The organism is Methylobacterium sp. J-077 (assembly GCF_022829365.1).
Classification (GTDB): Bacteria; Pseudomonadota; Alphaproteobacteria; order Rhizobiales; family Beijerinckiaceae; genus Methylobacterium.
In genome coordinates this window covers 31,508-54,598 of the sequence record NZ_JAKSYJ010000246.1, presented here as the reverse complement: position 1 = coordinate 54,598, position 23,091 = coordinate 31,508, and the positions used below count along the sequence as shown (strand labels likewise).

At 68.1% G+C, this 23,091-nt stretch carries 20 protein-coding genes and 1 pseudogene; 11 read left to right on the top strand and 10 right to left on the bottom strand.

The window, feature by feature from the left end; genetic code table 11:
• Window positions 1-93: 93 nt before the first annotated feature.
• On the bottom strand, window positions 94-1,128 hold the full coding sequence (locus tag MKL11_RS31300) for an alpha/beta fold hydrolase (protein ID WP_243950946.1): 1,035 nt from the start codon (window positions 1,126-1,128) through the stop codon (window positions 94-96).
• Window positions 1,125-2,024 (bottom strand): fatty acid desaturase, encoded by a 900-nt coding sequence (locus MKL11_RS31295; RefSeq protein WP_243950944.1) that lies wholly within the window; start codon window positions 2,022-2,024, stop codon window positions 1,125-1,127. Before MKL11_RS31295 ends, MKL11_RS31300 begins: the two co-directional genes overlap by 4 nt.
• A gap of 156 nt (window positions 2,025-2,180) precedes the next feature.
• Between MKL11_RS31295 and MKL11_RS31290 the strand changes: the two genes are divergently transcribed.
• The 9 genes from MKL11_RS31290 (at window position 2,181) to MKL11_RS31250 (ending at window position 13,294) form a co-directional block, all read left to right on the top strand.
• A complete protein-coding gene (locus tag MKL11_RS31290) occupies window positions 2,181-3,740 on the top strand; it encodes an ABC transporter substrate-binding protein (protein ID WP_243950941.1) in 1,560 nt (519 codons plus the stop codon).
• Window positions 3,737-5,320, top strand: coding sequence for a GMC family oxidoreductase (locus tag MKL11_RS31285; RefSeq protein WP_243950939.1), 1,584 nt, complete (start codon window positions 3,737-3,739; stop codon window positions 5,318-5,320). The genes MKL11_RS31290 and MKL11_RS31285 overlap by 4 nt, the downstream gene beginning before the upstream one ends.
• 314 nt (window positions 5,321-5,634) lie before the next feature.
• Window positions 5,635-7,254 carry an ABC transporter substrate-binding protein gene (locus MKL11_RS31280; protein ID WP_243950938.1) on the top strand — a complete coding sequence of 540 codons (1,620 nt, stop codon included), beginning with the start codon at window positions 5,635-5,637 and terminating at the stop codon, window positions 7,252-7,254.
• A 4-nt stretch (window positions 7,255-7,258) separates the two neighbouring features.
• Window positions 7,259-8,230, top strand: coding sequence for an ABC transporter permease (locus MKL11_RS31275; RefSeq protein WP_243950936.1), 972 nt, complete (start codon window positions 7,259-7,261; stop codon window positions 8,228-8,230).
• A gap of 2 nt (window positions 8,231-8,232) precedes the next feature.
• Complete coding sequence (locus MKL11_RS31270) at window positions 8,233-9,060, top strand: ABC transporter permease (protein WP_243950934.1); 828 nt, start codon at window positions 8,233-8,235, stop codon at window positions 9,058-9,060.
• The gene (locus MKL11_RS31265; RefSeq protein ID WP_243950932.1) at window positions 9,057-10,673 is read left to right on the top strand and encodes an ABC transporter ATP-binding protein; all 1,617 of its coding nucleotides are present in this window, start codon (window positions 9,057-9,059) and stop codon (window positions 10,671-10,673) included. Before MKL11_RS31270 ends, MKL11_RS31265 begins: the two co-directional genes overlap by 4 nt.
• A complete protein-coding gene (locus tag MKL11_RS31260; RefSeq protein WP_243950930.1) occupies window positions 10,670-11,851 on the top strand; it encodes an amidase in 1,182 nt (393 codons plus the stop codon). The genes MKL11_RS31265 and MKL11_RS31260 overlap by 4 nt, the downstream gene beginning before the upstream one ends.
• Window positions 11,852-12,250, top strand: a complete 399-nt coding sequence (hpxZ, locus tag MKL11_RS31255) for an oxalurate catabolism protein HpxZ (protein ID WP_243950927.1) — start codon at window positions 11,852-11,854, stop codon at window positions 12,248-12,250.
• Between the two features lie 411 nt (window positions 12,251-12,661).
• Complete coding sequence (locus MKL11_RS31250) at window positions 12,662-13,294, top strand: tyrosine-type recombinase/integrase (protein WP_243950924.1); 633 nt, start codon at window positions 12,662-12,664, stop codon at window positions 13,292-13,294.
• A 116-nt stretch (window positions 13,295-13,410) separates the two neighbouring features.
• Here the strand turns inward: MKL11_RS31250 and MKL11_RS31245 are convergent, their stop codons facing one another.
• The 8 genes and pseudogenes from MKL11_RS31245 to MKL11_RS31210 all read right to left on the bottom strand — a co-directional run bounded on the left by MKL11_RS31245 (window position 13,411) and on the right by MKL11_RS31210 (window position 20,884).
• Entirely contained in the window at window positions 13,411-14,094 is a 684-nt protein-coding gene (locus MKL11_RS31245) for a 3-oxoacid CoA-transferase subunit B (RefSeq protein ID WP_243950922.1), read from the bottom strand.
• The gene (locus MKL11_RS31240) at window positions 14,091-14,756 is read right to left on the bottom strand and encodes a 3-oxoacid CoA-transferase subunit A (RefSeq protein WP_243950920.1); all 666 of its coding nucleotides are present in this window, start codon (window positions 14,754-14,756) and stop codon (window positions 14,091-14,093) included. Before MKL11_RS31240 ends, MKL11_RS31245 begins: the two co-directional genes overlap by 4 nt.
• Window positions 14,753-15,937, bottom strand: coding sequence for an acyl-CoA dehydrogenase family protein (locus MKL11_RS31235; protein WP_243951077.1), 1,185 nt, complete (start codon window positions 15,935-15,937; stop codon window positions 14,753-14,755). Before MKL11_RS31235 ends, MKL11_RS31240 begins: the two co-directional genes overlap by 4 nt.
• A 7-nt stretch (window positions 15,938-15,944) precedes the next feature.
• Window positions 15,945-17,535: pseudogene (locus MKL11_RS31230) on the bottom strand (ABC transporter substrate-binding protein).
• Between the two features lie 13 nt (window positions 17,536-17,548).
• The gene (locus MKL11_RS31225; RefSeq protein WP_243950918.1) at window positions 17,549-18,496 is read right to left on the bottom strand and encodes a PDR/VanB family oxidoreductase; all 948 of its coding nucleotides are present in this window, start codon (window positions 18,494-18,496) and stop codon (window positions 17,549-17,551) included.
• A 4-nt stretch (window positions 18,497-18,500) separates the two neighbouring features.
• Window positions 18,501-19,070 (bottom strand): MOSC domain-containing protein, encoded by a 570-nt coding sequence (locus tag MKL11_RS31220; protein WP_243950916.1) that lies wholly within the window; start codon window positions 19,068-19,070, stop codon window positions 18,501-18,503.
• The gene (locus MKL11_RS31215; RefSeq protein ID WP_243950914.1) at window positions 19,067-19,459 is read right to left on the bottom strand and encodes a Rid family detoxifying hydrolase; all 393 of its coding nucleotides are present in this window, start codon (window positions 19,457-19,459) and stop codon (window positions 19,067-19,069) included. Before MKL11_RS31215 ends, MKL11_RS31220 begins: the two co-directional genes overlap by 4 nt.
• A 96-nt stretch (window positions 19,460-19,555) precedes the next feature.
• A complete protein-coding gene (locus tag MKL11_RS31210; RefSeq protein WP_243950912.1) occupies window positions 19,556-20,884 on the bottom strand; it encodes an MFS transporter in 1,329 nt (442 codons plus the stop codon).
• Between the two features lie 135 nt (window positions 20,885-21,019).
• Between MKL11_RS31210 and MKL11_RS31205 the strand changes: the two genes are divergently transcribed.
• Together MKL11_RS31205 and MKL11_RS31200 are read left to right on the top strand one after the other, a co-directional pair.
• A complete protein-coding gene (locus MKL11_RS31205) occupies window positions 21,020-21,667 on the top strand; it encodes a helix-turn-helix domain-containing protein (protein WP_243950909.1) in 648 nt (215 codons plus the stop codon).
• 367 nt (window positions 21,668-22,034) lie between these two features.
• Window positions 22,035-22,997: a TAXI family TRAP transporter solute-binding subunit gene (locus MKL11_RS31200; RefSeq protein WP_313900800.1), complete on the top strand. Its 963-nt coding sequence runs from the start codon at window positions 22,035-22,037 to the stop codon at window positions 22,995-22,997.
• Window positions 22,998-23,091: the final 94 nt, after the last annotated feature.

The following is a 23,091-nucleotide window of genomic DNA, read 5'->3' as shown; positions in this document are numbered from 1 at the left end:
ACCGCCCGGCGCGTCCGGGCATGGATGCCGGTCGCAACCGGTGCCCGTGATCCTGCGCTGCTCGACGCGCGAGGATGACGGAGACGGGGCCGGTCAGGGCGCGCCCGCTTCGGCCGTGTCGAGGAAGGCCCGCACGGTGTCGCGAAGAAAGGCGGCGTCGGCTGGGTTGGTCGATGGGTTGCCGGCGCGATGGCCCCAGATGCTCGGGATCGGCTGCAGGACGGCATCGCGCAGGTGCGGCAGTTCGGCGGTGTTGTCGGCGACGCGGAAGTAGAGGTCCGTCTCGCCCGGCATCAGCAGCAGCCGGGCCGTGATCGCGTTGAGCGCCCGGATGAGGTCGCCGCCGGTGCGCGGATCGCGGCTGATGTCGCCCGCCTCCCAGGTGCAGAGCTGCGCGTAGAGATCGGCCGCGGGGCGGCGGGCGAAGCGCTCCTCCCAGTCGGTGCGCAGGAAGCTGTCGAGGTCCGGGGCGCCGAGCGCGGTGCGGTGGAGGTCCGCCCGGTAGAAGTCCTGGCTGAGCGCCCAGCCCGCATAGATGCGCCCGAAGGCCCGGAGGGCGGCGGCCGGCTCGGCCGAGAAGCGGCCCGCGCCGCAATGCTCCGGCGCCGCCTCCAGCACTGCCATGAGACCCTTCAGGAACACGCGGTTGTGGGTGGCGGTGCGGGCGCTGCCACAATTGATCACAGCGCGTTCCACGTGATTGGGGAACAGGGCTGCCCAGTGATAGGCCTGCTGCGCCCCCATGGACCAGCCGTACACGGCGTGCAGGCGCTCGATCCCCCACACCTCGGCGAGCAGACGGCGCTGCGCGTGGACGTTGTCCCAGGCGGTGACGAGGCCGGGCCAGACCGGTGTGTTCGATGGGCTCGACGACAGGCCGTTGCCGAACATGTCGGGGATGACGATGAACCAGCGACTGGGATCCAGCACCCCATCGGGGCCGATCAGCCATTCGAGGTCCGGATGCTGGGCCCCGTAGCTGGTCGGGTAGAGCACGACATTGTCGCGCCCGGGCGACAGGGTGCCGTGCGTCTTCCAGCGCAGCTGCGCGCCCGGCAGCACCGCCCCCGACTGAAGCGTCAGGTCGCCGAGTTCGAAGATTCCGGTGGTCGTCGCCCAGCCGCTCACGGGCGCAGCGTCCGCACGAAGCCGACATGCCAGCGGGCGTAGCCCCGCTGCAGCACGCCGAGACGCGCACGCATCGCGGTATGGGCGTCCGGGAGCCGGTGGAACGGGATCGACGGGTAGAGATGGTGCTCGGTGTGGAAGGGCATGTTCCACATGAGGAGCCGCATGAGGCCGTTGGTCAAGGTCGTGCGCGTGTTGGTCAGGCCGTTGTCGTCCATCGTGCAGAGCGTGTGCTCGGTGAGGAGGTAGAGCCGAAGGAACGGTTGCCCGAGGAGCTGCGGCCCGATCCAGAAGATCAGGGGCGCCCACCAGCCGACCAGAACCACGGCAAGGGCTGCCCCGGCGAGCAGGACTGCACACATCGACCGGATCGAGCGGATGATGCGGGGCGCGGCGCGATCGGTGATGAACGGGTAGGCAGAGAGATCGCCGCGCAGGCCGGCTGAGGCCACCTGCAGGCGGGTTCGCCAGTAGGGTAGCGCCAGCACGCGCCAGACATAGGCGTCCAGGGTGGAGGGCGGCATCAGCGCGAGTTCCGGATCCCGCTCGGGATCCTGGGTGTGGCGATGGTGGGCGAGATGGAAGGCCGTGTAGAAGTGCCAGTTCAGCAGCGACGGGCAGGCCGCCAGCCAGCCGACGACCGCATTGGCCCTGCGCGAGCGGAACGCGGTCAGGTGGACGGTTTCGTGGATGGGCGCGAACAGGGCCGATTGCGCGATCCCCAGCAGCAGCATGGCGGGCAGCAGCGTCCAGGGGCCCGACCGCCAGACCAGCCAGCCGGCCCCGGCCAGCATCAGCAGATGCGTGAGGAGGCGGACGGCACCGCGCCCGTCCGAACGCTGCGACAGCGCCTTCACTTCGGCACCTGTGAGGACACGTCCGCCTGCGGAGGCCATGCGTTTCCCTGGACCGTTTGAGCGCCTTGGAGATCCATGGGCTTTGCAGCATCCATGCCGGTGTCTCGGATCAGGCCCCAGGCGCGTGCGATCGGCTTGGCGTCCTGCTTGGTATCCCGTTTGCCTAGCGGGGCCGGGCAAAGGGTGAATGCGACAATGAGACGATTCTGGTTTTCCGGCCTGCTCGCGGCCGCGGCGCTGCTTGCGCCGATCTCCGGCCGCGCGGAAACGACGGTGAAGGCGGTGCTTGAGGCCGAGATCGTCACCCTCGACCCCTACTTCACCACGGCCTACATCACGCGGACCTTCGGCTACATGGTCTACGACACGCTGTTCGCGCCGGACGCGACGGGCGTGTTCCGGCCGCAGATGGTCGACACGTGGTCGGTATCGGATGATCGGCTGACCTGGCGCTTCACCCTGCGCGACGGGCTGCGCTTCCACGACGGCGCGCCGGTCCGGGCCGCCGACTGCGTCGCCTCGCTGAAGCGCTGGGCGGCCCGCAGCGCGCTGGGTGGCCGGCTCATGGACGTGACCGCCGGCCTCGAGGCCGTGGACGACCGGACTGTCGTGCTGACGCTGCGGGAGCCCTACGGTCTCGTCCTCGACACGCTCGGCACGACGTCGAGCCCCACGCCCTTCATCATGCCGGCCCGGCTCGCCGCGACGCCCCCCACGACGCAGCTCACGGAGGTCGTGGGATCCGGTCCGTTCATCTACGACCGCGCCGCGCACATCCCCGGCGACCACATGCTGCTGCGCCGGAACCCCGATTACCGGCCGCGTCCCGAGCCGGCCGACTTCCTGGCCGGCGGCAAGGTCGTGAAGGTCGACGCCCTCGACATCCGCGTCATCCCCGATGGGGCGACGGCGACGGGCGCCCTCGGCGCGGGCGAGATCGACTACATGCAGTACGCGCCCTTCGACCTGATCGGTCAGATCGAGGCCAACACGAGCTTGGCGGTGATGAACTTCACCGGCCCGCACAGGTTCACGGGCCACTATCGCATCAACACGGCGTCCAAGCCCTTCGACGACCCGGCGATCCGGCGCGTCCTGCTGCGGCTCGTCGATCAGCGCGAGGTTCTGGACGGGTTCGGCCTCGAGCCGCGCTTCTCGCAGACCTGCAACGCCTTCTTCATCTGCGGCTCGCCCTACGAGACGCATGTCGGGACGGACCTCCTGCACGACCCCTCGGTGGCGGCGGCCCGGGCTGCCCTGAAGGCGACCGCCTACAAGGGCGAGCCGGTGACCGTGATGGTGGCCAACGATCTCGAGGCGGCGCGCGTGTCCTCGACCATCCTGGCCGACCGGCTGAAGCAGGCCGGCTTCACCGTGGACCTGCAGGTCATGGATTGGGCAGCCCTGCTCGCCCGGCGCACCAAGAAGGTCGGCTGGAGCCTCTTCGGCATCCATGCGCTGGGCCTCGATCTGAGCTCGCCGCTGACGAATTCCGCGATCAACTTCAACTGCAAGGACGCGGCGAGTTCCGGGTTCATGTGCGACCCGCGCATGGTCGCCCTGTTCGACCGCTTCGCCCGCGAGCCTGATCTGGACAAACGGCGCGCCATCGCGGGCGAGATCCAGACCATCGTGTACGGCGAGGGGCTGGTCGCCCCCTTCGGCCAGTTCGCGCAGCCCGCGGCCTACCGGACCGCGCTCACCGGTCTGATCCCCTCCGCCATCCCACTCTTCTGGAACGTCGCGAAGCCATGAGTGCAGCCCCGTACGATGTCATCGTGGTCGGCGCCGGCTCCGCCGGGGCGGCTCTGGCGGCCCGCCTCTCGGAGGATCCGCGCCGCCGGGTGCTCCTGCTGGAGGCCGGACGCGACTGGCGCTCCACGGATGCGCCACCGGCGCTGCGCTCGGCCAACATCATCCCGTTCATGTATGACCTGGCCCATCAGGCGGACTGGCAGTGGCCGGGGCTGATGAGCCGGCGGACCCGTGTGCAGGAGCCCCACTTCTACTGGCGCGGTCGCGCGCTCGGCGGCAGTTCAACGGTCAACGCGCAGATCGCGATCCGCGGCGTGCCCGCGGCCTTCGACGCCTGGGCGGCGCAGGGCTGTACCGGCTGGTCGGCCGCGGATGTGCTGCCCCTGTTCGACCGGATCGAGGACGATGCCGATTTCGGCGCGGAGGGCGGTGCCCGGCGCGGCGGTCCGCTGCCTGTCTACCGCGCGAAGCCGGAGGCCTGGGGCGCGGTGGATCTGGGGCTTCGCGCGGCCGCCCTCGCGGCCGGCCACCCTTGGAAGGCGGACCTCAACGCGCCCACGGGCGAGGGCGTCTCGTGCAACCCGATCAACAGCCGCGACGGCCACCGGGTCACCACCAATGACGGCTACCTGGAACCGGCGCGCGACCGGCCGAATCTCGCGATCCGCGGCGAGGCCCTGGTCGACCGTGTTCTGTTCGAGGGGCGACGGGCCATCGGCCTGCGCGTGCGCTTCGGTGCGGAGCCCTGGACCGAGATCCAGGGCCGCGAAATCGTGCTCTGCGCCGGCGCCGTCCACAGCCCGGCCATCCTGATGCGTTCCGGGATCGGCCCGGCCGAGCCGCTGCACGCCCTCGGCATCCCCGTCCGGCAGGCGCACGAGGCGGTCGGCCGCAACTTCATGGACCATCCGATCCTGCGGGCGACCATCGATCTGAAGCCGCAACACCGGGCCCTCGGTCCGGATGCGCGCCACACCAATTGCTGCGTCACCTATTCGAGCGGCCTCGCGGGCGGCGGGGAGCGCGACATGATCTTCGTCGCCTACAATCATCGGACCCTGACCGGGCCGGAGCCGACGCCGCAGGGCGCGATCGGCGTCGGCCTCTACGACGTGTTCTCGCGCGGGACTCTGCACCTCACCGCGGCCGATCCGGAGGCCAACCCGGTCATCGACGAGAACATGCTCGATGACCCGCGCGATCGCCTTCGAATGCGCGACGCGGTGCGCCGCCTCGCGGGCCTCGCGGCGCATCCGGCCCTGGCCGATCTCGCCACGGCGATCCGGTTCGGCGAGAGGCCGCTTTCGATCGGCGACGCCGCGCGCCTCCCGGACGAGGACCTCGATGCCCTGATGCTCGCCGAGGCCGGCGACATCCAACACGCCGCCGGCACGTGCCGGATGACCGGCTGGCAGGACGCGTCCGGGGTCGTCGATCCCGATCTCAAGGTCCGAGGACTCGATGGGCTGCGGGTCTGCGACGCCTCGATCATGCCGAGCGATTGCCGGGCCAACCTACACTTCACCTGCGTGATGATCGGCGAGAACCTTGCGCGGCGGATGCGTGAGGAGCGGACGTGATCGTGTCGAACGCGTCGCGGTGGCGTATCCCCGGTTCTTAGGCATGCGCCTGTCTCGCATTCTGGTGCGTGCCGCCTGATCGCCGCGACCCTGTCGTGATGGCGGTGTGCCGGGCCCCCCACTGGTCAGGGGAATTGGCCCTCATGATGCCCGTATCGGGCGAAGTCGGCTCGATGATGTGCTTGATCTTTCGGCGCAAGCGGTTGGTTGTGCGAAATATTACCCTCAATCATGCGGGGTAATGGATCCGTCTCCATCGCCTCTATATGGCACGCGTGTTGCGAACGGGCTGGACGCTTCAGGAGTCCTCTGGCTTGTCCCGCACGTTCGACGCGACTGATCTCTCCCGCCGCACGGTTCTAGCGCTTCCTCTCGGCCTCGCAGCGGCCGCGAGCGGCGCGCGCGCCGCCGAGCCGAAGCGCGGGGGCACGATGGTGATGATCGTTCATCCCGAGCCCTCGACCCTGGCCCATTACGCAGTTTCGGCGGGCAACATCCCGCCGATCGCCACGCAGGTCTACGAGGGGTTGTGCACCTACGATTGGGACCAGAACCCGCAGCCGAACCTCGCGAAATCGTGGGAGATCGCGCCCGACGGCAAGACCATCACGTTTAAGCTTCAGGAGGGCGTGACCTTCCACAACGGTAAGCCGTTCACCAGTGCCGACGTGCAGTATTCTTTTCTGGAAATCCTGAAGAAATACAATCCGATTGCACCGGTTATGCTCGCGGAGCTGGTCGCCGTCGACACGCCGGACCCCATGACCGCCATCCTGCGGCTCGCCAATCCGGCCCCCTACCTTATGAAGGCGCTCTCCGGGCGGGACCTGCCGATCCTGTGCCGCTCGGTCTTCGAGGGCACGGACGTCCTCCAGAACCCGAGCGCCAACAAGCCGATTGGGACCGGTCCGTTCAAGTTCGCGAGCTGGGAGCGGGGCCAGTCTGTGCGCCTGGACCGCAACGAGACCTACTGGAAGCCCGGCCTGCCGTATCTCAATCGGATCATCGCCCGGTTCATCCCGGACGCGGCCACGCGCTCGGCCGCCATGGAGGCGGGGGAGGCGCATTTCGCCGGGTACAGCGCGGTGAACTACGCCGACCTCGCGCGGATGAAGACCAACCCGATCCTCGATCTGACGACCAAGGGTTACGAGATGACGCCGGCCCAGAGCGTCCTGGAGCTGAACGGCCGTCACCCGCATCTCCAGAAAAAGGAAGTGCGCCAAGCGATCGCCTACGCCATCGACCGCAAGGTCATCCTCAAGGACGTGATGTTCGGCTATGGCCTGCCCGCCACCGGCCCGCTCAGCCGCAAGTTCAAGACCGCCGGCCTCTACACCGATGACGTGCGCCAGTACGACGTGCCGGACCGGCTGGACATCGCCAACACGCTGCTCGACAAGGCCGGCGCCCCGCGCGGCGCGGACGGGACCCGCTTCGCCCTGCACCTGGAGGTGAATTCCTTCGGCGAGCAGTGGCTGCGGCAGGCCGAGTACCTGAAGCAGGCCCTCGCCGTCGTCGGCATCGCCGTGACGCTCCGCTCGGAGGACACCGCCACCTGGCTGCGGCGTGTCTACACCAACTACGACTACGACCTAAACGAGCCGTTCCTCAGCCAGGGCGTCGACCCGGTCTACGGGCTGAACAAGCAGTTCCTCACCAGCCAGATCCGCAAGGGCGTGACCTTCGTCAACGACACCTTCTATTCGAACCCCGAGGTCGATCGGATGCTCGGCGAGGGCGCGCGCGAGCCGGACCCGGAGAAGCGCGCCGCGCTCTACAAGACGGTCCAGCAAGTCCTGGCGGAGGACAGCCCGATGATCTGGCTCATCGACGTCCAATACGTCAGCGTCTTCAACCGGCGCCTCAAGGATCACACGACCGGCCCCCTCGGAACCCAGCAAGCCTTCGAGCGGGCCTGGATGGACAAGTAGTCCCGTGCGGCTCGCGCGTTTCCTCGGTTGCCGGCTGCTGCTGGCGATCCCGGTGGTGCTCGGCATCGTCGTGCTCAACTTCTTCCTGATCCACCTCGCCCCCGGCGACGCGGCCTCCGTGCTGGCGGGCGAGAGCGGGGCGGCGAGCCCCGAATACATGGAGCAGCTGCGCCACAAGTTCGGCCTCGACCAGCCGCTCGCCACGCAGTTCGGCGTCTACCTGCTGAACATGCTCCACCTCGATCTCGGCTACTCGTTCCGCAACGACAGCCCAGTCGGGAGCCTGATCGTCGACCGGCTCGGGCCCACCGGGCTGCTGATGCTGACCGCCTTCGCAGCCGCGTTGCTGATCGGCACGCTGCTGGGCCTCGTGGCGGCGACCGGGCGCAATGCCTGGCGCGACGCGATCATCTCCCTCGTCAGCCTCGTGGCCTACGCGACCCCGGGCTTCTGGCTCGGGCTGATGATGATCGTGGTCTTCGCCATCCGGCTCGGCTGGCTGCCGACCAGCGGCTACGACACGGTCGGCGCCGACAACGAGGGCTGGGACGAGGTCTGGGATGTCGGCCGCCACCTCGTCATGCCGGCGGTCGCGCTCGCGCTGTTCTACCTCGCGGTCTACGCCCGGGTGATGCGCGCCTCCGTGCTGGAGCAGGTCGGCATGGACTACGTCACCACCGCCCGGGCCAAGGGCCAGACCGAGGCCCGGGTGATGACCGGGCACGTCCTGCGCAACGCACTGCTGCCGGTGGTCACCATGGCGGGCGTGCAGGCCGGCAACCTGATCGGCGGCTCAATCGTGGTCGAGACGGTGTTCGGCTGGCCGGGGGTCGGCACGCTGGCCTTCAACGCGCTCCAGTCGCGCGACCTGAACCTGCTCCTCGGCATCTTCTTCGTCTCGGCCTGCCTTGTGGTCGTGATCAATCTCGCGATCGACCTCGTCTATGTCTGCCTCGATCCGCGGATGGAGCTGTAGCGATGCGCACGGCCCTGGCGCGGTTCGCGCGCAACCGCCTCGCGCTCGCGGGGGCGGTGGTTCTCCTCGGGCTGGTCGTCCTCGTGGCGCTCACCCCGCTGCTCTATCCGGGCGATCCGTTCGCGCTCGTCGGCCCCGCCCTCCAGCCGCCGGGCGGTCCGTTCCCACTCGGCACCGACACGCTGGGCCGGGACGTGGCCGCCGAGATCGCGTACGGCGCCCGCACCTCCCTGATCATCGGCCTCAGCGCCACCGGGGCCGCGATCCTGCTCGGGACCCTGATCGGGGGGCTCGCCGGCTACTATCGGGGCGGCGTCGAGGTCGCGCTGATGCGGCTCACGGAGTTCTTCCAGACGATCCCCGCCTTCGTGCTCGCGATCCTGATCGTGGCGATCCTGTCGCCGTCGCTGTTCAGCGAAGTCGTCGCCATCGTGGCCGTCTCCTGGCCGGGCATCGCCCGGCTCGTGCGGGGCGAGTTCGTGGCGCTCGGCGGCCGCGAGTTCGTACTGGCCTGCGACGGCCTGGGGGCAGGCGACGCGCGCATCGTCTTCCGCCACATGCTGCCGAACTGCACCGCGGCGATCATCGCGGTCGGCACGCTCCTGATCGGCACGGCGATCCTGATCGAGGCGGGGCTCGCCTTCCTGGGCCTCGGCGATCCCAACGTGATGAGCTGGGGCCTGATCATCAGCTCGGGCCGCGCGGTCCTCCGATCGGCGTGGTGGATCTGCACCTTCCCCGGACTGGCGATCCTGCTGACCGTCCTCGCCATCAACCTCGTCGGGGACGGCCTGAACGAGGTCCTGAATCCGAGGCTCCGAGAGCGATGAGCGACGCCGTCCTCGAGATCGAGACGCTGACGATCACGCTGCCGCCCGGCGCGGACCGTCCGAATGCCGTCACCGATCTGAATCTCGTCCTGCGGCCCGGTGCGGTCACCTGCCTGATCGGCGAGAGCGGATCGGGCAAGTCGATGGTTGCGCGCGCCATTCTGGGGCTGCTCCCGGGGCCGCGCGTGTGCGTCTCGGGCGGGCGCATCCAGTTCGAGGGCGCGGATCTCGCCGCGATCACCCCGCGTCAGATGCGCAAGGTCCGGGGTGCCCGCATCGCGATGATCTTCCAGGAGCCGATGACGGCCCTGAACCCGCTCCACACGATCGGGCGGCAGATCGACGAGGTCCTGCGCATCCACACCACGCTCGGGCGCGCCGACCGCCGGGCGCGCATCCTCGCGCTCCTTGAGAGCGTCCACCTGCCGGACCCGGCCCAGCTCCTGCGCTCCTATCCGCATCAGCTCTCGGGCGGCCAGCGCCAGCGGGCGATGATCGCCATGGCGCTGGCGCTGAATCCGCGGCTGCTCATCGCCGACGAGCCGACCACGGCGCTCGACGTCACCACGCAGGCGCAGATCCTCTCCCTGATCCACGACCTGCAGCGCGAGCACGGCACGAGCGTCCTGTTCATCACGCACGATTTCGGCGTCGTGGCCGACATCGCCGACACGGTCGCGGTCTTGCAGAAGGGCGTCCTGGTCGAGCAGGGGCCGGCGGCCTCGGTGCTCGGCGCGCCGAAGCATCCCTACACGCGCGCGCTCATCGCCGCCGTGCCGAAGCTCGTGCCGCCGCCGCGCCGGGCCGCCAGCACAGCACCCCTGGTGGTGGAGGCCAAGCGGGTCGAGAAGACCTACGGGGCCCGCGGCCTGTTCGGGGGCCGCGTCACCCGGGCCCTCGACGGCGTGGACGTTTCGCTGCGGCGGGGCGAGACCCTGGGCCTCGTCGGCGAGAGCGGCTCGGGCAAGAGCACGCTGGCGCGGGCGCTCACCCGGCTGATGCCGGTCGATGGCGGCGAGATCCTGCTGGCCGGGCACAGCGTCGCCGACCTGAGCCGCCGCCAGATGCGTCCGCATCGCCGGCGCGTGCAGATGGTGTTCCAGGATCCCTACGGCTCCCTCGATCCGCGCCAGCGCGTGGTCGACATCGTCGCCGAGGGGCCGATCATCCACGGCACCGAACCGGGGATCGCGCGGGTCCAGGCCTGCGAGATGCTGGCGCTGGTCGGCCTCGATCCCGCGGCGGCGCAGCGCTTCCCGCACGAGTTCAGCGGCGGCCAGCGCCAGCGGATCGGCATCGCCCGGGCGCTCGCCATGAAGCCCGAGATTCTGGTGGCCGACGAGCCGGTCTCGGCCCTGGACGTCTCGGTGCAGGCGCAGGTCCTGGCGCTGCTCGCCGACATCAAGGCGCGGCTGCACCTTAGCATGCTGTTCGTGACCCACGATCTCCGGGTCGCGCTGCAGGTCTGCGACCGGATCGCGGTGATGCGGTCCGGTCAGGTGGTCGAGGTCGCGCCGACGTCGGAGATCTTCTTCGCGCCGAAGCATCCCTACACCCGGGCTCTGTTCGCCGCCGTGCCCGGTGCCCAATGGCAGGAACCGATCCCCGCATGACAGCCGAACAGCTCCTCTCGACGGACCCGTTCCTCCCTGGGCCGCGCGTACGCGTCGCCGGATCCGCCACGGGGCCGCTCGCCGGCCTTGCCTTCGCGGTCAAGGACCTGATCGATGTCGCCGATACCCCCACGGGGGGCGGAAACCCGGACTGGCCGCGCGTCTATCCGACGCCGGCCCGCCATGCCGGCGTGGTTCAGAGGCTGCTCGATGCGGGCGCCTCCATCGTCGGCAAGACCGTGACCGACGAGGTCTCCCTAGGGATCCTCGGCGAGAACGCCCATGACGGCACGCCGCTCAATCCCGCGGCGCCCGATCGGGTACCCGGCGGCTCGTCCAGCGGCTCGGCCTCCGCGGTGGCCTCGGGCGCCTGCGATTTCGCCCTGGGAACCGATACCGGCGGCTCCGTGCGCGTGCCGGCGAGCTTCTGCGGCCTCTACGGCATCCGGCCGACGCACGGCCGCATCGACTTCTCGGGGATCTGCGTCCAGGCACCTGGTTCGGATACCTGCGGCTGGTTCACCCGGGACGCGGTGACCTTCGCGCGGGTCGGCGAAGTCCTGTTCGGTCAGGCGATGCCGGACCGCCTGCCGCGCACGCTCCTTGTGGCCGCCGATGCGCTCGGCTTCGCCGACGCGGCAGTCCAGGAGGCGCTGGCCCCGCAGATCGACCGCTTGGCCACCCTGATCGGCAATCGCCGCGACGTGACGCTGGCGCCGCAGGGCCTGTCCGTCTGGCAGCGGGCGCAGCGCGTGCTTCAAAGCAGCGAGGCCTGGCTGACCTTCGAGCCCTGGCTCGATGCCTGCAATCCACGCATGGCCTTCTCGGTCGCCCGCTCGCTGATCCAGGGCTCGATGATGACCGATGCCGAACGCAGCGCCGCGAGCCTGATGCGGATCGAGGCCAGGGCGCGTCTCGCGCGACTCCTGCCGCCCGGCACGATCCTGTGCCTCCCGACCACGCCGTTTCCGGCGCCCCTGCGCGGGCTGCCGCTCGGCGCGCTGCATCCCCTGCGCGAGCGTATCGCCTGCCTGACGAGCCACGGCGGCCTGACCGGCGCCCCGCAGGTCAATATCCCGGGTGCCCGCGTCGATGGCGCTCCGGTCGGCCTGTCGATCATCGGCGCGCGCGGGGCCGACCTCGACCTGATCCGCACCGCGGTCGCCCTGGAGGGTTGAATGGACGTGACGGTGAACCGCCCGGAGATCGTGGCCGAGATCGCAGCTTTGTTCGAGCGCTACGAGCAGGCGCTCGTCGAGAAGGATGTCGCCGTCCTCGACGCGACCTTCTGGGACAGCCCGCACACGATCCGCTACGCGCTGGCCGAGAATTGCTACGGCTTCGCCGAGATCCACGCCGCCCGCGTCGCTGCCGATCCGCCGCCGGGCGGGACCAAGGAGGCGCGGATCCGGCTGGAGATTCTGACCCTCGGAAGCGACTTCGCCACCGTCAATCTGGAGTTCAAGCCGCGCGGCAAGCCCGGCATCGGGCGTCAGAGCCAGACCTGGATGCGCTTGCCCGGTCTCGGATGGAAGGTGGTGTCCGCCCACGTATCCACCCTACCGATCGGGACGTGATGCAGGATCGCCGGGCGCGGAGGACCGGACACATCTAGGTTCGGTCCTCCGCGGCTCGTCTCTGCCGCCAGCCAGTCGATGATCGTGTGAGCAGGACACAGGGGTCCGTCTCTGGAAGATTGCGTCGACGAGCTGAACGGCTAAGGCGTTTTGGCAGGAGGCCGTCCGCTTTTGCGGCAGTCCCGCTCCAAAGCGGCTATTCCGCTTCCGGCCAAAGAGCTAAAGTCCGGTTGCCACCCCGAGCTGAAATTGCCGCACGGCGGACGAACGTCCGCTTCTGGGGAACACCGACAGCGCTTGCGATGGCTGGGTTGGGTCGCCAGCGGAACGTCGGCATCTGCCTTCCATCTCCAGAGCCTCGGTTCGGGTGTCTCCTCGCCCTGTCGGCATGGGCCGGCAAGGAGACAGACGATGGGACACTCTGCACAGGATCCGGCTACGAAAGGGCGACCGGCCTGGAACGCCGGCCGCAAGCTCGGCGCCAAGCGGGCCCTCAAACCTCAGCAGGTCTGGGCCATCCGCTTCTGGCTCGACCGCGAACGGCGCGTGCGCGACCGTGCGATGTTCGACCTCGCCATCGACAGCAAGCTGCGCGGCTGCGACATCGTTAAGCTCAAGATTGGCGACCTCGTCAGCGGCGGTCGCGTCCGTAGCCGGGTCATCGTCATCCAGCGCAAGACCGGCCGACCAGTGCAGTTCGAATTACTCGAACCCGCTCGTACCAGCATCCTGACATGGCTGGAGGCCAGAGGCGGAACGCTCGACGACTATGCCTTCCCAAGCAGGCTCGACGGCGTCATGCACATCAGCACCAGGCAGTATGCGCGGTTGGTCGATGAGTGGGTGACTGGCATCGGGCTGCGGAGCGAGGATTACGGGACCCACTCCCTCCGTCGCACAAAGGCGTCGTTGATCTACAAACGGACCGGCAACCTTCGTGCCGTCCAAATCCTGCTCGGCCATACCAAGATCGAGAGCACGGTCAGGTACCTCGGTGTCGACGTCGAAGGTGCCTTGACCCTGGCCGAAGGCACGGAGATTTGAGCGTTCGGCCCCTCGGCTTCAGTGTCGAGGGGCTTTCAGAGCAGCCCGGCAGAAAAGCGCCCATATCAGCCGTTCAGTCCGCTTGGGGCTCGTCTACAAAGCGGACAATGCCGGGATTAGCGTGCCCTTTGATCGAGGATGCGAGCATCGATCCGGTTTGTATCAGAGAAGATGAGGCGCGTCGCGGTTCGGGCCTGAAGTTCGTCCGGCTCGAGACCCGTCAGGAGCTCGCGGACAGACAGCCCATCGGGCGTGACGTCGAGGATGGCAAGATCCGTAAAGATGCGGTCGACTACGGCTGGTGCCGTGAGCGGATAGCTGCAGCAATCCACGAGCTTAGGCTGGCCGTCCCGCGTCGTGTGCTCCATCATCACCCAGATCGACTTGGCGCCACAGGCGAGATCCATCGCGCCACCGACGCCGGGCACATCACCGGGCTTGCCCGTCCACCAGTTCGCGAGATCACCCCGGGCCGACACTTCGAAGGCGCCGAGCACCGCTACATCCAAATGGCCGCCGCGCATGAGGCCGAAGGAGAGAGCGACGTCGAGGTAGCTGCCGCCCGGAAGGACCGTGACCGGCCGTTTGCTGGCGTCGATGCTGTCGTGATCTGCCGCGCCGCTGTCCGGTAAAGCGGCGAAGTTGATGATCCCGTTCTCGCTGTGCAGGACGATGTCCTGGGCTGGCTCCACATAGCGACTGACGAGGCCAGGCAGGCCGATTCCGAGATTAACCACGGCCCCATGTGGGAGAGCCCGTGCGACGCGGCGGGCGATGTCGTCGCGGCTGAGTGGCGTCATACGCGAAGCCTCTGCTGAACGATCCGATCGACGAGGATGCCGGGCGTGATCACGGCCTCTGGATCAATGCCGCCGACGTCCACGATCTCGCTCGCCTCGGCCACGACCATGCGGGCGGCCGTCGCCATGACCGGCGCGAAGTTGCGCGCGGTCTTGTTGTAGGTGAGGTTGCCCATCAAATCGGCCTGCCGCGCCCGGATCAGGGCGAAGTCGGCAGTCAATGGCACCTCCAGCACATAGTCGCGTTCCCCGATCGTGCGGACCTCCTTGCCCGCCGCGAGGAGTGTCCCTACCGAGACCGGAGAGAAGTAGCCGCCGAGCCCGGCCCCGGCGCAGCGCATGCGCTCGACGAGGGTCCCCTGCGGTACCAGCTCCAGCTCGACCCTGCCTTGACGGTAGAGCGCGACGAAGGTCGGCGAGGTGCGCGGATAGCTGCAGATCACCTTGCGCACGAGGCCTGCGCTCAGCCAGTCGCTGATGTCCCCCGTGTGGAAGCCGGCGTTATTGGCGATTACGGTGAGGTCGCGCGGCCCGCGTTCAAGCACGGCCGCGACTAGGCCGATGGGGACGCCCGCGTCTCCGAAACCGCCGACCATCACCGTGTGGCCGGTCTCGATTCCCTCGACCGCCTCATGAAATCCGGCCGCGCGCTTGTCGATCATCGCGGCGCCTCCGGGTTCGGTCGACCACCTCGACGCCGGGCCAAGTCCGCGCCGATCCTGTCACGCATCATCTCGGTGGTCCCATCGACGTAGGCCACGATTCGCGCCGCAGCGAGGTGGCGGCCGAACGGCAAGTCGGCGCGCAGCCCGACGCCTCCCATCGCCTGCATGCAGGCGGCCACGCCCGAGAGCGCCATATCGGCGGAAAACCGCTTGGCGTGCGCTGCCGCGAGCGTAGCATCGGCGCCCGCGGCAATCCGCTGCGCGGCGCTGTAGGTCAGAGCACGCGCTGCCTCCAGGCCGGTGGCGACGTCGGCGAGGCTCCAGCGCAAGCCTTGGTGCTCGATGAGCGGGCGACCGAAGCTGTGCCGAACCCGCCCGTGGTCTACAGCACGCGCTAGACTATCGGCGACGATGCCGCAGGCCATGGCGGAGACGTGGATACGCGCACCGGTGATGCCTGTCAGCGCCCGCTTGAACGCCTGCCCGGGTGGCGCGAACAGGTCGTCGTCGGCCACGAATACGCCGTCGAGCACGATCGTCGCAGCACCGATCGCGTGGCCGCCGATCAGCGGAACGTCGGCTGCGCGCGAGACGCCATCCGCGTGCAGCTCGACCAGAAAGCTGGCGATCCCAGCTGCCCCGCTGCCGGGCTCGGTCTGCGCGTAGACCAGGGCGAGATCGGCGTGCGCGCCGTTCGTGACCCAAGCCTTGGTTCCGTGCAGGCGCCAGCCCCCGGCCGCGCGCTCTGCCCACGTCGCGATCGCTGAGAAATCGCTGCCTGCACCCGGTTCGCTCAGGGAGACCGCGGCGATCCGCTCGCCGCAGATAAGGCTCGGTAGGTGGCGCCGGACCTGGCTCTCCGAACCCTCGCGTTCGATCCGCGTCGCCATCCCCTGTGCGAGATTCAGCGCGAAGGTGCTTGGCAGGCAGGTCCGAGCCATAGCTTCGGCGAGGCCGATCTTGCACAGGTAGCCGAGACCGGATCCTCCACGTTGGCGGGAGACCTCAAGCCCTATTAGGCCGGCTTCAGCATAGGCCCGGAAGACCGGGCGCGGCAGCGCTGAGCCGGCGTGCTCCCAGGCGGCGGCGTGCGGAGCGATCTCGGACAGCGCCAGTGCGCGGCCACGCCGGACCGCCTCGCGCTCCTGAGCCGACAACAGTAGCCCATCGGCCTCCATCGGATCCTCAGCCACGGCGCACATTCCAGAAGATCGCGAACCCGTCGACGAGGTCCTTGATGTTCGAGCGATAAGGCCGTCGGCGCGAAGAACTGGCCGAGTGGGATGTAGGGTACGCTCACGAAAGCCGCGCGCTGGATCTCGGCGGCGAGGGCCTTCTGCTCGGCAAGATCCCCGGCCAAGAACCAGCGATCCCGCAGCTCCTCGATTTTAGGGTCGCTCGGCCAGCCGAACCATGCCTGCGCCCCGTTGGTACGCAGAGCGAGGTGGCCGGCCGGATCGGCAAGATCGGCACCCTCGTAGTTCGTGCAGAACGCGCTCCACCCGCCCTTGTCCACTGGGTCGCGCTTGTAGCGACGCTGCTGCACCGTGCCCCAGTCAAGGGACTGGTAATCGACGTTCAGCCCGATCTTCTGCAACGTCTCGGCGGCGACATCCGACATCGCCTTAAGAGCAGGGAAGTCGCTGGATACGATCAGCGCGACGGGCTCGCCTTTGTAGCCGGCCTCGACGATCGCCCGCTTGGCGGCTGCGAGGTTGCGTGGGCCGGTCACCGCCTCCATCCCCGCAGCGGAGGCGAGCGGGGTATCCGGGCAGAAGAAGCCGACGCCGTCCCGCCACAGGCTCCGGTCGTCACCCGCCACCGCCTGCATGAACTCCGACTGATCGAATGCCGCGAGTACGGCGCGGCGGATCTTCGGATTGTCGAAGGGCGGTTGCAGATGGTTCATCCGGAAGACGCCGATCAGGCCCTTCGGATCGAGGATCTTCACGCCTACGCCCGGGCTCGATCTCAGCATCGGCAGCAGGTCGATCACGGGGTAATCGATCCAATCGACTTCGCCGGCCCGAAGCGCCGATGCCGCCGTGCCCGGATCGGACATCGTGATCCACTCGACGCGGTCGAAATGCACACGCTTCGGCCCCGCGGTACGTGAGACCGTGCCGTCGTCCCGGGGCTTGTAGGGGGCAAACCGCTCGTAGACGTTGCGTGCTCCGGGCACTCGCTCGTCGGGGCGGTAACGGAACGGTCCTGAACCGACGATCTCCGTGATCTGCTTGGACGGGCCGACGGTCGCCAACCGCTCTGGCATCATCGCCGGAAAGAAGGCGGCGGACTTGCCGAGCGCGTGGGGCAGGAAGGGAAACGGCGCCTTCAACCGGAACACGATGGTGCGGTCGTCCGGCGCTGCGAGTTCGTCGGTGGCGGCCATCAGCGCCTGGCCGAAGGCATCCTTCGCCCCCCACCGACGGATGCTGGCGACGCAGTCGCGCGCCAGCACGCGCTCTCCGTCGTGCCACAGGAGATCATCACGCAGGGTGAGGCGCCAGAGGCGTCCGTCGGCCTCGATCCGGTGACCCGCCACCATCTGCGGGCTCGGCTCGAAATTGGAATCCTGGCCGTAGAGCGTGTCGTAAACCATGAACGCGTGGTTGCGCGTGATGATCGCCGAACTCCAGATCGGGTCGAGCACGCCGAGATCCGTGCGCGGCACGAAGCGTAGAGTCTTCGCGTCTGCCCCCAGAGCCAACCGCGGCGCGGCGAGCACAGCGGCAGCGCCTGCGATCAGGGTGCGACGCGTGGGGCTCGACGTCATCGGCAGCCCACCCTCAGAGTTCGAGCGTGATGTTTACCCGGGCGCGGGAGACGCAGGGCATCATCCGGTCCTGGCGCTTGGCGACCGGCAGCACGACGTCGCGGTGGATCACGGTGCCGTCCCGGTATCCGCACTCGCAGGAGCCACACACGCCGATCTCGCAGGACGAGGGCATCGCAAAGCCGTGACGGCGCAGGACGTCGAGCAGCGAGACATCCGCCGGAACGTGAACGACCGCCCCTGTCGAGGCGATCAGCGCGTCGAAGGGTTCCGGTTTGTAGTTCTCGTCGGCCATCGGCGCGAAGTGCTCGACATGCACCTGCTCTACCGGCCAGCCGGCGGTTTCCAGCGTGACCTGTACGGCATCGATGAGCCTTTGAGGCCCACAGGCATAGATATGAACGCCGTCCTCCGGCGCACCGAGCGCCGCGGGGTCGAAGCGCGAACCTTCCGAGGAGAACCAGCAGTGGAGCCGCTCGCCGCAGAGCGCCTGCAACTCGGCCAACAGCGGGGCATTCTCGGCGGAACGGGCGCACAGATGAATGACGAAATCGGCACCGCGCGCGGCGAGATACCAGGCCATGGCGGCGAGCGGCGTCACACCGATTCCGCCGCCGATCAGGACATGGCGCCGTGCCTCGACGGCCAGGCCGAAGTTGTTGCGCGGATGGGACACGTGCGCGACGGCGCCCGGGGTGAGGTTGTCATGTGTCCACAGCGAGCCGCCACGGCCCGCATCCTCGCGCTTGATCGCCAGGACGTACCGGCTCCGATCAGCCGGATCGCCACACAGCGAGTACTGGCGCGTGCGCCCGTCCGGCAGACGAAGGTCGACATGCGCGCCGGGTTCCCAAGCAGGCAGTTCGGGACGCTGTGGGTGGGCGAAGGTCAGCCGCACCACCTCCGGCGTTGTGGCTACGGCCTCTACGACCGTCAGCCTCATGACGATGCGGGCGGACATGGCCTCAATCCAACAAGGTGATCGGGTCGCCCGGGCGGATGATCCCGCCGCGCTCGATCCCGCAATTCAGGCCGGAGCGATTGTAGAGCGGCAGGTAGACCGGCTGCCCCAGCAGTTCCTCTAGATACTTGCATGGGAAGTTCAGGCGACCGCCGCGCAGGATCACCTCACCGACCTGAAATCTGCGGCCGACGAGATGATTGAGCGGTACGCCGCGCACGGTGAGATTCCGGCGGTGATCGACGGGCGCGAGATGGATCGGGCCGCCCTGAAGCGGCGGATCGTTGCGCGCGAGAGCATCGAGCGCCTCTTGCTCGATGAGTGTCACCTCGCGAGTGTCCGGCTTGGGCGAGTAGGTCCCCGTCCCGAGAAAGTAGCGATCGCCCTCGATGCCGCGGCCAGCGACGCAGTAGGCCTCGGCCAACTCCTCCATCTCGTAGCTCGCCGCCGGCGCAATGTGGATGTTGAGCAGCGTGCCGTGCCAGCCGGTCGCCCCTCCGGGCACGCCGGTCGCCACCGAGCCGGCCGCGTGCGCGAAGGCTTCGACATGGCGGGGTGCGGATGTCGCGCTCATCGCGCCGGCCCCGTCGCCAGCGCGATCGCCTCGACTTCGACCAGCGCGTCGCGGGGCAGGCGCGCGACCTCGACTGTCGAGCGCGCCGGCGCCGCGCCGGGGAAGTGTTCGGCATAAACCGCGTTCATCGCGGCGAAATCGTTCATGTCCTTCAGGAACACGGTGGTCTTGGCGACGCTCGCGAGGCTGGCACCTCCAGCTTCCAGCACGGCTGCGAGGTTAGCCAGCGAGCGGCGCGTCTGCGCCTCTATGCCCTCCGGAAATGCCCCGGTTTCCGGATTGATCGGCAGTTGTCCCGAGGCGAAGACGAGGTCGCCGACGCGAGTCGCCTGGGCGTATGGGCCGACGGCCGGAGCCGCCGCTTTCGTGGCGATGATGATCCTGTCCAAATTCGTCTTCCTATTGCGTCAGGCGTCCGACATCATTCCATTGTAGTGGACGCACGTCCACTGGTTAAAGCGTGTTTTTCGACCGTGCAGGACCGTTCAGTCGATCCGCCGCCGCGCTGTTTCCGGTGCCGCGAAAGTCGCCACGAGCGTCACGCACGCGAGCGCGATCAGGTAGGCGGAAATTGGCCAAGTCGCTCCGCCGCTCCAGGCCAGCAAGGCCGCGGCGATCAGCGGTGTGAAGCCGCCGCTCAACGCTGCGCCCACCTGGAAGCCGAGGGAGGCCCCGCTGTAGCGCAAGCGGGCATCGAACAGTTCGGACATCCAGGCCGCCCCAGTCCCGAACATGATGCCCTGGCCGAAGCTCAGGGCCACCGCGACGGTCAGGGTGATTATTGTCGGATCGCGCGTGTCGAGGAGCCTGAACATTGGGAACGCGAAGGCGATCGAGAACAGGCAGGCGGCGATGAACAACGTCTTGCGCCCGTAGCGGTCAGACAGATAGCCGAAGACGGGGATCGTGAAGAGTTCGATGACGGCGGCGACCAGGATGCCGTTTAGGATTACACCCCGTGAAAGGCCAAGCTGACCGGTGACGTAAGAGATCGAGAATACGGTGACGACGCTCACGTAAGCGATCTCGGAGACCTTGAGCCCGACAGCCTTCAGGAACATGCCGGGATGCTCGGTGAGGATCTCCATGACCGGCAGCCGCGCCGTCACCGCCTGTTCCTTGATTTGCCGGAACGCGGGCGTTTCATGGAGCCGCAGGCGGATGAACAGGCCGACCCCGACGAGGGGGGCGCTCGCCAGGAACGGGATGCGCCAGCCCCACGACAGGAACGCCGCCTCGGGCATCAGGCCGGTCAGCGCGAACGCGCCGATCGAGAGGATGACTCCGATCGGGTAGCCGAGCTGGACGACGCTCCCAAAGAACCCGCGCCGTTCCGGCGGGACGCTCTCCACCACCATCAGCACGGCCCCACCCCACTCGCCGCCGATGCCGATGCCCTGGACGAGGCGTAGGGCCACTAGAAGGATCGGCGCCAGGATGCCGATCTGTCCGTAGGTCGGCAGGCATCCGATCAGGAAAGTACCGATACCCATAATCATCAGGGTCAGCGACAGCATGGCCTTGCGCCCGATCCGGTCGCCGAAATGCCCGAAGACCGCCCCGCCCAGCGGACGGGCGAGGAACCCGACGGCGTAGGATCCGAACGCTGCGATGGTGCCGACCACGGGGTCGATGCTGGGGAAGAATAGCTTGTTGAAGACAAGCGCGCTGGCCGTACCGTAGATCAGGAAGTCATACCATTCGACGGTGGTGCCGATGACGCTCGACCAGACGATCTGGCGCCTGTCCGCAAGCGCCACCGCATCTGGCTCGGCGATCCGTGTCGTATCCAACGGCAGTGCGGCGTCGAGCATTCGCGGGCATCCACTTTTCAAGATGAATTTCCACTCTGCCTGATACAAGTGGCGTGCCAACCGGGGTGCGGGTCGCACGGGCGCCGCTACGCGACCTGTGCTAATCACCCCGCCTTCAGCCCCAGACGCTCAAGGATGACGCGTCAGCCGGAGGGCCAGGACGAAACGCGAATGACGGTCACGACAGAGGTACGGCGGGTTCAGATCGAGGCCGAGGCCCGCTCTCAGATCCAGGTGCTCGCCGAGGAAATTCGACGCAGACGGCGGGAGCGCGACCTCTCCCTCGAGGCCTTGGCTGCACTGTCGGGGGTCAGCCGCTCGATGATCTCGAAGATCGAGCGCGGCGAGGCCGTCCCGTCGACGGCGGTCCTCTCGCGCCTCGCCGAAGCGCTGGGCGTGACCTTTTCCCGACTGATGGCTCCAGCCACAGAACTGGAGGTGCTGCTGATCCCAGCCTCCCGCCAGCCGGTGCTGCGCGACGAGGCTTCGGGCTTCCTGCGCCGATGCCTCTCTCCGGTGCTGCCCGGGCGCGGGATCGACTGGGTCCTCAATACGCTCCCGCCGGGTGCCACCACAGGAGAGTTCGTCGCCCACCGCCGCGGCGTGTCAGAGTACATCTTCGTGCTGAAGGGGCGCCTGCGCGCCACGATCGGCGACCGCGCGGTGGTCGTCGAGGAGGGCGATAGCCTGTATTTCGAGGCCGATGCCGGACACGCTTTCACCAATCTCGGGACGGACGCGTGTCAGTATTTCCTGGTCATCGACGCGACACGGCTACGGTGAGCCTCCGCAGGCGTGATTCGGCTTCGATCGATTGGAGCGTGGCTGAGACGACAGGGGACCGCCACACGGCAATCGGAGACGAAAACGACGTCCGATCTACTGCCAGTCTGGTCCAAAAGTGGCTAGACTGAAATTCATCAGCTCCGACTGGCCTGCTTGGCGCCCATTCCTGCCATCTAATTGGTCGTGACGACGCATCGTAAGCGGACGCTACCGGTCACATCCTCTGTCGCTATGTTTGGCGTACGGCCTCGGATCCTGCGTATGTTCCAAGCGTCGATGTGAGGGCTTTCCGGCACGGTTGTCGAGATGAGCCGCTCAGCTCTAGCGTCGCTGGTCTGTGACAAACATCGCGGTAAGGGAGATCATGATGCGGCGGCGTGAACTGCTCCTGGGCATTGTGAGCCTCGCCTCGACCTCGTCCGCACGGGCTCAACAGCCTGAATCTATTCGTCGCCTGACTCTGGGGACTGCCACGCCAGGCGGCTCGTTCCCCGCCTTCGGCCGAGCGCTCATCGCAGCGGTCCATGAGGTCGACCCGGGGGTGATGATCGAGCCGAGGATCACGAAGGGCTCGACGGAGAACCTGACCCTGCTCAAATCGGATGAGCTCGACCTCGCCCTTGTGCAGGGTGAGTATGCCTACGAGGCTTTATCTGACCCGAGTGCCGACGGCGGTGGCTTGAAGGTCGTAGCCCCCATCGATGCCTCGCCAGGCATGTTCGTGGTACCGGCCACCAGTCCGGTTCGGAGCATCCCGGATCTGCGCGGCCGTGCCGTCGCGCTCGGCACGCGCGGCTCCGGCTTTACGATGATGGGTCGAACCGTGCTCAAGGGCTCCGGCATCGATCCTGACCACGACATCACGCCGATCCTTCTCGACGATGCCGGCGACGGCGCCACACAAGTCCTCGACGGTCGCGCGGCTGCCTTGTGGGGTGCGAGCCTCGGTTGGCCGGGCTTCAAGACCCTCGCGGATGCGCCCGGCGGCGCCCGCTTCTTCGGCCCGGGACCGGAGGCGATCCCGAAGATCCTGGCCCTGCGCGCCTCGATGCGCCGCCTAACCGTCCCAGCCGGCTCCTTCCGAGGACAGGATGCACCAATCGAGACCGTCGGGTCTTGGAGCTTCATCCTCGCTCGACCAGGGCTCGACGGGACAGCCGTCACCCGACTCGTGCGCGCGATCGATCGTGGCCGGAACACCTTGGCCCAGCTCTATCCTCAGGGCCGCGAGAGCGACCCGCGCAACCTGGTCTCAAACGTACCGACCACATGGCTGCATCCGGCGACTGCGGCGTACCTCCGTGAGATCGGGGCCGATCCGGACTGATCACCGAGCGAAGGCTTTCTGGCTGTGTCGTTTCGGGCTAAACCGGTGTGACCAAGCTCGGCGTTCGAACCAGCTGGCCCGTGAGGAAGCCCGA

What these genes read in the sequence shown, in the direction of transcription:
- MKL11_RS31295 (WP_243950944.1), bottom strand. Translation starts at nt 2,024, where the DNA reads ATGGCCTCCGCAGGCGGACGTGTCCTCACAGGTGCCGAAGTGAAGGCG.
- MKL11_RS31290 (WP_243950941.1), top strand. Translation starts at nt 2,181, where the DNA reads ATGAGACGATTCTGGTTTTCCGGCCTGCTCGCGGCCGCGGCGCTGCTT.
- MKL11_RS31285 (WP_243950939.1), top strand. Translation starts at nt 3,737, where the DNA reads ATGAGTGCAGCCCCGTACGATGTCATCGTGGTCGGCGCCGGCTCCGCC.
- MKL11_RS31270 (WP_243950934.1), top strand. Translation starts at nt 8,233, where the DNA reads ATGCGCACGGCCCTGGCGCGGTTCGCGCGCAACCGCCTCGCGCTCGCG.
- MKL11_RS31265 (WP_243950932.1), top strand. Translation starts at nt 9,057, where the DNA reads ATGAGCGACGCCGTCCTCGAGATCGAGACGCTGACGATCACGCTGCCG.
- MKL11_RS31260 (WP_243950930.1), top strand. Translation starts at nt 10,670, where the DNA reads ATGACAGCCGAACAGCTCCTCTCGACGGACCCGTTCCTCCCTGGGCCG.
- hpxZ (WP_243950927.1), top strand. Translation starts at nt 11,852, where the DNA reads ATGGACGTGACGGTGAACCGCCCGGAGATCGTGGCCGAGATCGCAGCT.
- MKL11_RS31250 (WP_243950924.1), top strand. Translation starts at nt 12,662, where the DNA reads ATGGGACACTCTGCACAGGATCCGGCTACGAAAGGGCGACCGGCCTGG.
- MKL11_RS31245 (WP_243950922.1), bottom strand. Translation starts at nt 14,094, where the DNA reads ATGACGCCACTCAGCCGCGACGACATCGCCCGCCGCGTCGCACGGGCT.
- MKL11_RS31240 (WP_243950920.1), bottom strand. Translation starts at nt 14,756, where the DNA reads ATGATCGACAAGCGCGCGGCCGGATTTCATGAGGCGGTCGAGGGAATC.
- MKL11_RS31235 (WP_243951077.1), bottom strand. Translation starts at nt 15,937, where the DNA reads ATGGAGGCCGATGGGCTACTGTTGTCGGCTCAGGAGCGCGAGGCGGTC.
- MKL11_RS31225 (WP_243950918.1), bottom strand. Translation starts at nt 18,496, where the DNA reads ATGTCCGCCCGCATCGTCATGAGGCTGACGGTCGTAGAGGCCGTAGCC.
- MKL11_RS31220 (WP_243950916.1), bottom strand. Translation starts at nt 19,070, where the DNA reads ATGAGCGCGACATCCGCACCCCGCCATGTCGAAGCCTTCGCGCACGCG.
- MKL11_RS31210 (WP_243950912.1), bottom strand. Translation starts at nt 20,884, where the DNA reads ATGCTCGACGCCGCACTGCCGTTGGATACGACACGGATCGCCGAGCCA.
- MKL11_RS31205 (WP_243950909.1), top strand. Translation starts at nt 21,020, where the DNA reads ATGACGCGTCAGCCGGAGGGCCAGGACGAAACGCGAATGACGGTCACG.
- MKL11_RS31200 (WP_313900800.1), top strand. Translation starts at nt 22,035, where the DNA reads ATGATGCGGCGGCGTGAACTGCTCCTGGGCATTGTGAGCCTCGCCTCG.